The following is an 8,054-nucleotide window of genomic DNA, read 5'->3' on the forward strand; positions in this document are numbered from 1 at the left end:
GGAAACCGAGCCGGTGGTTCGATCGGCGGGCCGAACTCCCCCATCGCCTGGCTGGTGAACGGCACGGGCCCCGACCCCACCGGGTCCCGCCGCGCGGGCTCCAGATCGAGCAGTCGCACCGCCGACCGGCTGACCTGCTCGACGAGTGGTCCCGGCAGCCAGCCGGCTCCCACCAGCGCGCCCGCGCCGCCCGGCGCGAGCCGGCGGGCGAGGTCCGCGGGAGCCGGCCGTTCGGCCGGGTTCTTGGCCAGGCACGCGGCGACGATGTCGCGCAGCTCCCCGGCCAGTCCGCCCAGTTCGGGCTCCTCGTGGACCACCTTGTAGAGCAGGGCGGCGGACGAGTCGCCCGGGAAGGGCGCGGCGCCCGTCGCGGCGTACGCGAGGACCGCGCCGAGCGAGAAGACATCCGCGGCGCCGGTGACGCCCTGTCCGAGGATCTGTTCGGGTGCCATGTAGCCGGGTGAGCCGACCGACACACCGGTCGTGGTGAGCGAGGCGGTGCCGTCGGTGGCGCGGGCGATGCCGAAGTCGATGAGGCGGGGGCCGTCGAGCGCGAGCAGTACGTTCGAGGGCTTGACGTCCCGGTGGACCAGGTCCAGCGCGTGCACGGCCGCCAGTGCCTCGGCGAGCCCCGCGCCCAGCGTCCGCACGGTGTGGTCCGGCAGCGGCCCGTACTCGGCGACGGCCTGCGCCAGCGGGGGTCCGGCCACATAGCCGGTGGCCACCCACGGAACGGGCGCCTCCGGGTCCGCGTCCAGCACCGGCGCGGTCCAGGCCCCGCCCACCCGCCGGGCCGCCTCCACCTCGCGACGGAAACGGGCCCGGAACTGCTCGTCGAGCGCGAAATGGGGATGGACCACCTTGACCGCGACGGTCCTGCCGCCTTCGGAACGCGCGAGATAGACCCGGCCCATGCCGCCCGCCCCGAGCCGGCCGAGCAGCCGGTACGGACCGATGCTCTGCGGCTCGCCCGCCTCCAGCGGCTGCATGAGCTCCCCCGATTCCGCCCGACTGCGCGATGTCCGTCCGGGACAGCGTAGAACGCGGCGTGGGCCGGATCACGGCGAATAGGTCCCTCTCCGGGCCAACCGATCTGCCCCGGCCCTCATCTCCCTTGACGTAAACCGCGCACCACATCCGGAACCGCAACGAAGCACCGCATAAAACCACGGAGTCCGTCATGAAACGCCTGCCCAAAGCCCTCATAGCCGCCGTCGCCCTCGGCTCTGTCGCGCTCGTCGCGGGCTGTTCGGACCAAGGAGACCCGCTCTCCTTCGACGGCCCGTCCGCACAGGCCCCCGGGTCCTCCGCGGCGAGCTCCGGATCCGGCACCGGATCCGGCACCGGATCCGGCACCGGATCCGGCAAGGGCGGCGGCGCGGCCGCCGAGGCCGCCGCCAAGACCCTGATGCCGACGGGGCCCAAGGCGGAGTTCACCACCGAGAACACCATCGACGACGGCACCAAGATCGGCGTCACCACGCTGCGCGGCGCGAAGTCCGGCTTCACGGGCAAGGTCTGGGTCTGGGCCCCGAAGCAGTACTTCGACCCGAAGTACGCGAACAGCGGTTTCCCCGTGCTCATCGCGCTCCCCGGCGGCAACGGCTACCCGAACAATTACTGGATGGGCACCGATCTGAAGCTGCAGACCAGCATCAGCGAGTGGTCGCAGGAGGGGAAGAGCCTTCCGTTCATCGTCGTGATGCCCGTACTCAACCCGGACGACAAGTATTACTACGACGGCAGCGATATCCCGGGGCAGCCGAAAATGGGCACGTGGATGACCGAAGACGTCCCCGATTTCGTGAAGGCGAATTTCCGTACGTTCAAATCCCGGGACGGCTGGGCCTTCATGGGGTCGTCGTCGGGCGGCTTCGTCGGGCTGAAGTCGGTCCTGAAGCACCCCGACAAGTTCAAGGCGGTCATCGCCTCCGGGCCCGACACCGTGCCGGACTCCCCGCTGTGGGCGGGACACACCGCCGAGAAGCAGGCGAACAACCCGGAGAAGCTGGCCAAGGCACTCGGCAGCAAGCCGGCCGGCAAGGACCGCGATGTCTATCTGGCGTTCCAGGTCGGCACCAAGGAGTCCGCGGTGCGGAAGGTGAAGTCCTTCGTCCGTAACTACACGAAGGGCCCGGTCAAGACCCGGCTGCAGGTCATCCAGGACGGCGAGCACAACGCCAAGACCTATGTGAAGGGCATGGGGGACGGGTCGATCCACTGGATCAGCGAGCACATGCAGGCACCCATCCCCACGTCCTGACGTCCTGACGTCCCTGACGTCCCGACTTCCCCACGACGCGCCTCCGGCCCTGAGGGGCGGCGTCCGCGCTTCAGGGGCCGAGCAGCTCGACCCGTACGTCCGCCGGGAACCCGGTCGTCGGACCGGTCCGGCGGGCGAACTCCCGCACACCGGCGAGCTGCTCGGGCCCGAAGCGGAAGTCGAGCGTCGTGAAGTACCGCTTCAGCAGCTCCGCGTCGAACGCCTCCCAGCGGGCCGCCTGCTCGGCGACCTTCGTGACCTCCTCCAGGGAAAGATCACGGGAGGCCAGGAAGGCCTCGTGGACCTTCCGTACGACGCGGGGCTCACGCGCGAGGTAGTCCTTGCGCGCCGCCCACACCGCGAACACGAACGGCAGCCCGGTCCAGTCCTTCCACATCTGCCCCAGGTCATGGACGTGCAGGCCCAGCCGCGGCGCGTCGTGCAGCGAGGCCCGCAGGGCGGCGTCGCCGATCAGCACGGCCGCCTCCGCCTCCTGCATCATCAGGCCGAGGTCGGGCGGGCACGTGTAGTAGTCCGGCGCAACGCCGTACCTCTCGGCGAGCAGCAGCTGGGCGAGGCGCACCGAGGTACGCGAGGTGGAGCCGAGGGCGACGCGCACGCCGTCCAGCTGCTCCAGCGGCAGCTGGGACACGATCACGCAGGACATGACAGGCCCGTCGCAGCCGACCGCGATGTCGGGGAAGGCGACGAGGTCGTCGGCGTTGCGCAGATACTCGACGAGGGTGACGGGGCCGATGTCGAGGTCGCCGCGCACCAGCCGCTCGGAGAGCTTCTCCGGGGTGTCCTTCGTGAGCTCCAGATCGAGGAGCGTCCCGGTGCGGGCCAGGCCCCAGTAGAGGGGCAGGCAGTTCAGGAACTGAATGTGACCGACGCGCGGCCGGCTGCGACGGTCGCCGTCGTCGGCGACGCTTTCTGCAGGTTCTGCATGACTGTCCACAGCGCGAGGCTAGACCTGCGGGCCGCGGCACCAATGGCCGGGGCGGCCCTGGCCACGCCGCAAACGTCAGCATGTCAGGACGGCATCAAACTTCCGGGTGACGTGATCTTTCCCTCTACCGCAGCGAACACCCTGCGTGCTACGCTCAGCGCAAGTTGCAGTTTGGTTTCCCTTGCAGTACAGAGCCTGCGGAGCATGTGACCCGCAGGCTTTTGTAGTTTTCAGACTTGTTTGCAGGTTCTGGAGCAGGGCAACCCTTTGGCCCAAGGAGGGCTTATGGCTACCGGAACCGTCAAGTGGTTCAACGCTGAAAAGGGCTTCGGCTTCATCGCCCAGGACGGCGGCGGCCCGGATGTCTTCGTCCACTACTCCGCGATCAACGCGTCTGGCTTCCGCTCCCTCGAGGAGAACCAGGTCGTGAACTTCGACGTCACTCAGGGTCCGAAGGGCCCGCAGGCGGAGAACGTCACCCCGGCCTAGTTGCCCGGGTCGGCGATCGCGTACGACTTAGCAGTACCCAAGGAGCCCTGCTCCCGTACCTCGTGTACGGAAGCGGGGCTCCTGCCTTTGCACGGGGACGGCTGTCCGGTCCCCATGGCCGAACGGGTTGTCCACAGCCGGGACGCCGGCTGAACGGTTGTCCACAACCCGCACCAAGAGATCCCCCGCGTCCGTACGCTGGAACACATGACCGAGCGCAAACCGCCGGGTGTCAGCTTCGAGTCGTGGGTCGACAAGCAGATCCGCGAGGCGACGGAGCGCGGTGACTTCAAGGATCTGCCCGGCTTCGGCAAGCCCCTGCCGGAGAGCGACGACACGTACGACGAGCTGTGGTGGATCAAGGGCAAGATGCACCGCGAGGGCATATCGGTCCTGCCGCCGACGCTACAGCTGCGCAAGGAGGCCGAGGACGCGCTGGAGAAGGCCGGCCGGGCGCCGTCGGAGTCCGCGGTGCGGCGGATCGTCGCCGAGATCAACGAGAAGATCGCCGCGGCGGTCCGCCGCCCGCCGCCCGGCCCGCCGCTGGGGCTGACGCCGTACGACGTCGAAGAGGTCGTCCGGGACTGGCGGCGCAGACAGGGCTGACGCGGTGGCACAGGCCATCTCGACGGCGCGGCCCGCCCTCGATCACATGCTCCCCATGTCCTCGGCCCTCGGCTTCCCGCTCGCCCTTCTCTCATCGGACGGACGGCGACCACCGCTCCCCCTTCATGAGGCTGCCCAGTCCCTCCCACGCGAAGTTCATCAGCGTCGCCGCCGCCTCCTTCGCCGAGACGCCCGGCGTCTCGTTGGCCCAGCCGGCCAGCGACTCCGCCGCGCCCACGAGCGCCTGAGCGAGCCCCACCACGTCCCGGTCGGCGAGCTCACCGTCGCCGTGGGTCTCCCGCGCCGCCGCCCCGATGAGCCCGGTCACGAACGCCACGATCTCGTCGCGCATCACCGTCACTTCCGCGGCGAACGGCTCACCGTGCGTCCGCGCCTGCCGGTGCAGCACCGCCCACGCGTCCGGGTGATCCGCGGTGTGCCGGAAGAACGCCGCGAGCCCCTCCCACAGCTGCCGGTCCGCCGGAAGCCCCGGCTCCACCGCCGCCCGCACCGCCGCGACGAGAGCGTCGGCCTCGCGCCGGATGCACGCCGTGAAGAGGTCCTCCTTGGAGTTCAGGTAGAGATAGACCAGCGGCTTGGACACGCCCGCGAGCTCGGCGATCTCATCCATGGACGCCGCCCGGTAGCCGCGCTGCCCGAACGTCCGCACCGCGGCGTCCAGCATCTGCTGCTCGCGCATGGCACGCGGCATCCGCTTGCCCTTACCGGCATCACCCACGTCAGACGCCCTCCCGGCTTACCGATCTACTGTTCGGCAAGAGTAAGGCCCGCACCGGAGGCGGAACGCCGAAGGCCGCTCTCCCGGACGGGAGAACGGCCTTCGGTGACTTCTCAGGCGTTGGGGCGCTTGCCGTGGTTGGCCTTCTTCCCCTTGCGGGCCCGCCGCTTGTTGCCTCGCTTCGACATGGTATGGATCTCCTTATTTCAGGACTTTCTCCATGCCTTCGTCAGTCTAGGTTCGCCACCTGGGCTCCGCACCCACGGGCCCACTGAGGAACGCCCGCCGTTCCGACGCGAAACGCGCCCGCCGTTCCACGCGAACGGGCCCCCACCCGAGGGTGAGGGCCCGTCGACGGAGAACCGCCTCACACGGTGACCGGCACGGCCACCTTCTGCTCGGCGGCGCGTACCTCGGCGTCGCGCACCTCGATGTCGTCCACCGGCGAGGCCGACGCCGCGTTGTACGCGTCGTGGTCCAGGATCTTCTCGCGGGCCGCGACCAGCAACGGGCATACAACTTGACCGGCAACGTTCGTGGCCGTGCGAATCATGTCCAGGATCGGGTCGATCGCCATGAGCAGACCCACGCCCTCCAGCGGAAGGCCCAGGGTGGACAGGGTCAGCGTCAGCATGACCGTCGCGCCGGTGAGGCCCGCGGTGGCCGCGGAGCCGACGACCGAGACGAAGGCGATCAGGAGGTAGTCCTGGATGCCGAGCTCGACACCGAAGATCTGGGCGATGAAGATCGCGGCGAGCGCCGGGTAGATCGCGGCGCAGCCGTCCATCTTGGTCGTCGCGCCGAACGGCACGGCGAAGGAGGTGTACTCCTTCGGGACGCCGAGGCGCTCGGTGACCTTCTGGGTGACCGGCATCGTGCCGACCGACGAGCGGGAGACGAAGGCCAGCTGGATCGCCGGCCAGGCGCCCTTGAAGAACTGCAGCGGGTTGACCTTGGCGACGGTCGCGAGCAGCAGCGGGTAGACGCCGAACAGGACGAGCGCGCAGCCGATGTAGACGTCGGCGGTGAAGGTCGCGTACTTGCCGATCAGGTCCCAGCCGTAGTCGGCGATGGCGTAGCCGATGAGGCCGACGGTGCCGATCGGGGCGAGGCGGATGACCCACCACAGGGCCTTCTGGAGCAGCTCCAGGACGGACTCGCTGAGGGCGAGGATCGGCTTGGCGCGGTCGCCGAGCTTGAGGGCCGCGATACCGGCGACGGCGGCCATGAAGACGATCTGAAGGACGTTCAGCTCGGTGAAGGGGGTGATGACGTCCGTCGGGATGATGCCGGTGAGGAAGTCGATCCAGGAGCCGGCGTGCTCGGGCAGCTTGCCGTCCTTGGGCGTCAGACCGGTGCCTGCGCCCGGGTTGGTGAGCAGGCCGATCGTGAGGCCGATGGCGACCGCGATCAACGACGTGATCATGAACCAGAGCAGGGTGCGGGTCGCCAGCCGGGCGGCGTTGTTGACCTTCCGCAGATTGGTGATCGACACCAGGATCGCGAAGAAGACGAGCGGGGCGACGGCCAGCTTCAGCAACTGGACGAAGATGCCGCCGATCTGCTCCAGGGTCTTGTAGAGCCAGTTGATGTCCTGGCTGCGGGCGAGCCAGCCGAGCAGGGCGCCGAGCACGAGACCGGCGACGATCTGGGCCCAGAAGGGGACCTTGGGTATGTGGCTGGCGCGGGTGGGCGTCGCGGAGTTCGCGGACACGGGGACACACTCCGGGAAGGCGTATCGGGGAATACGGGGGAACAGGGGTGCGGCGTCCGTGCGCTCGGAAGCGCCGCTGCGTGATGCCGGGTCAGACCGAGCGGCAACAGACCGCGGACATACAGCGGCACAGGTCGACATGCAGGCGCGCCACGAGCGGGAGGCTCATGACTGTTCCGGGGCGCACTGCTGTCGTCATGCCGAACACGTTAACACTTGAACTTTGAGAACCTCAAAGCTGACCTTTGAGGCGAGAATGCGCCATGGCACATCCGGACACGCCGAAGCCCCAGCGCCGGAGCGGGTGCTCCTGCCTGGGGCTTCGGGGATGTGTGAGGAAGCTTACGCTCCGCCTACTGGACGTCTTCCCTGGTGCGGTTCGCCTCCAGGCGGGACTTGACCCGGTCGATCTTGGGCGCGACCTGCTCGGACATCGCGTCGCGCTGCTTGCGCAGCAGGACGAGGCTGAGCGGCGCCGAGAGCAGGACCGAGAGGACCAGCACCCACAGCAGGTTGGAGTCGCCCAGACCCCTCGGCAGTACGCGGAGATACACCAGCCCCGAGAGGACGGCGAAGCAGCCGGCGAAGATGCCGAACCGCATGAGGGTGTACCGGAGCGTGGCGCTCGTCTTGCTGTCGGACACGACGGCCCCTTCCCTTCACTTGGTTGCCCGACAAGTGAAGCACGTGCCGAATCGATCAGTTCAGGGGGAGCCGCTTGATCAGTTCAAAGGGAGCAGCATCGTGATGTCGTCGCGATAGTCCCCGTCGGTGACCCGGATCGCGTCGGGCACACGCCCGACCTCCTTGTAGCCGCACGACGCGTAGAACCGCTCCAGCCCGGTGCCACCACGACAGGTGAGCCGTATCGCCCTGACGCCGTCCAGCCCGCCGGCGGCGTCGGCGGCCGCGGCGAGCAGTTCGCGGCCGTATCCCTTGCCCTGATGCCGCGGATGCACCATCACGGTGTAGAGCCAGACCCAGTGCCGCATCAGCCGGTGCGTGTTGTACGTGAGGAACGCGGCGGCCGCGACCTCCCCGTCCGGGTCTCGCCCGACGAGCAGCCGCGCCCGCCCCTCGGCCATCGCGACGAGATGCCGCACCAGCTCGGGACGGATCTCTTCCGCGGTCACGGGCGGCACGAACCCGACGGCCCCGTCAGCGTTCGACACGTCCGTCCAGAGCCCGAGAACGCCGTCGCGCAGCGCGCGGTCGACCGGCGGATCGAGCGTGAAGACAAGAGCCATGGCCAGACAATAACCGTCCGGGTTCAACGCCCCATTCGGTCCGGGGG

10 protein-coding genes are annotated in these 8,054 nt (G+C 69.0%); 3 read left to right on the forward strand and 7 right to left on the reverse strand.

What is annotated here, in order from left to right; all coding sequences use genetic code 11:
• Positions 1 to 989: serine/threonine-protein kinase (locus ACWGI8_RS34525; RefSeq protein WP_453667055.1), on the reverse strand; the 989-nt coding region annotated here is incomplete at its 3' end.
• Between the two features lie 191 nt (positions 990 to 1,180).
• Here ACWGI8_RS34525 and ACWGI8_RS34530 point away from each other — a divergent pair.
• Complete coding sequence (locus tag ACWGI8_RS34530; RefSeq protein ID WP_453667057.1) at positions 1,181 to 2,263, forward strand: alpha/beta hydrolase; 1,083 nt, start codon at positions 1,181 to 1,183, stop codon at positions 2,261 to 2,263.
• 70 nt (positions 2,264 to 2,333) lie between these two features.
• On the opposite strand, the gene ACWGI8_RS34535 is transcribed toward ACWGI8_RS34530, so the two are convergent.
• On the reverse strand, positions 2,334 to 3,221 hold the full coding sequence (locus ACWGI8_RS34535; RefSeq protein ID WP_453667058.1) for a menaquinone biosynthetic enzyme MqnA/MqnD family protein: 888 nt from the start codon (positions 3,219 to 3,221) through the stop codon (positions 2,334 to 2,336).
• A 276-nt stretch (positions 3,222 to 3,497) separates the two neighbouring features.
• On the opposite strand from ACWGI8_RS34535, the gene ACWGI8_RS34540 reads away from it, so the two are divergent.
• Positions 3,498 to 3,701: a cold-shock protein gene (locus ACWGI8_RS34540; RefSeq protein WP_003967102.1), complete on the forward strand. Its 204-nt coding sequence runs from the start codon at positions 3,498 to 3,500 to the stop codon at positions 3,699 to 3,701.
• 207 nt (positions 3,702 to 3,908) lie between these two features.
• Complete coding sequence (locus tag ACWGI8_RS34545) at positions 3,909 to 4,307, forward strand: DnaJ family domain-containing protein (protein WP_453667060.1); 399 nt, start codon at positions 3,909 to 3,911, stop codon at positions 4,305 to 4,307.
• A 91-nt stretch (positions 4,308 to 4,398) separates the two neighbouring features.
• On the opposite strand, the gene ACWGI8_RS34550 is transcribed toward ACWGI8_RS34545, so the two are convergent.
• The 5 genes from ACWGI8_RS34550 to ACWGI8_RS34570 form a co-directional block, all read right to left on the reverse strand.
• On the reverse strand, positions 4,399 to 5,019 hold the full coding sequence (locus tag ACWGI8_RS34550) for a TetR/AcrR family transcriptional regulator (RefSeq protein ID WP_453667065.1): 621 nt from the start codon (positions 5,017 to 5,019) through the stop codon (positions 4,399 to 4,401).
• Between the two features lie 140 nt (positions 5,020 to 5,159).
• A complete protein-coding gene (locus tag ACWGI8_RS34555; RefSeq protein ID WP_099048249.1) occupies positions 5,160 to 5,234 on the reverse strand; it encodes a 50S ribosomal protein bL37 in 75 nt (24 codons plus the stop codon).
• A gap of 179 nt (positions 5,235 to 5,413) precedes the next feature.
• A complete protein-coding gene (locus tag ACWGI8_RS34560; RefSeq protein WP_453667061.1) occupies positions 5,414 to 6,760 on the reverse strand; it encodes a dicarboxylate/amino acid:cation symporter in 1,347 nt (448 codons plus the stop codon).
• A 353-nt stretch (positions 6,761 to 7,113) separates the two neighbouring features.
• A complete protein-coding gene (locus ACWGI8_RS34565; protein ID WP_453667063.1) occupies positions 7,114 to 7,404 on the reverse strand; it encodes a DUF4229 domain-containing protein in 291 nt (96 codons plus the stop codon).
• 78 nt (positions 7,405 to 7,482) lie between these two features.
• A complete protein-coding gene (locus ACWGI8_RS34570) occupies positions 7,483 to 8,007 on the reverse strand; it encodes an N-acetyltransferase family protein (RefSeq protein WP_453667067.1) in 525 nt (174 codons plus the stop codon).
• Positions 8,008 to 8,054: the final 47 nt, after the last annotated feature.

It is taken from the genome of Streptomyces sp. NPDC054841 (genome assembly GCF_053611045.1).

Bases quoted from the DNA above. Each gene is read 5' to 3' on its own strand.
- ACWGI8_RS34530 (WP_453667057.1), top strand. From the start codon at position 1,181: ATGAAACGCCTGCCCAAAGCCCTCATAGCCGCCGTCGCCCTCGGCTCT.
- ACWGI8_RS34540 (WP_003967102.1), top strand. From the start codon at position 3,498: ATGGCTACCGGAACCGTCAAGTGGTTCAACGCTGAAAAGGGCTTCGGC.
- ACWGI8_RS34545 (WP_453667060.1), top strand. From the start codon at position 3,909: ATGACCGAGCGCAAACCGCCGGGTGTCAGCTTCGAGTCGTGGGTCGAC.
- ACWGI8_RS34550 (WP_453667065.1), bottom strand. From the start codon at position 5,019: ATGCCGCGTGCCATGCGCGAGCAGCAGATGCTGGACGCCGCGGTGCGG.
- ACWGI8_RS34570 (WP_453667067.1), bottom strand. From the start codon at position 8,007: ATGGCTCTTGTCTTCACGCTCGATCCGCCGGTCGACCGCGCGCTGCGC.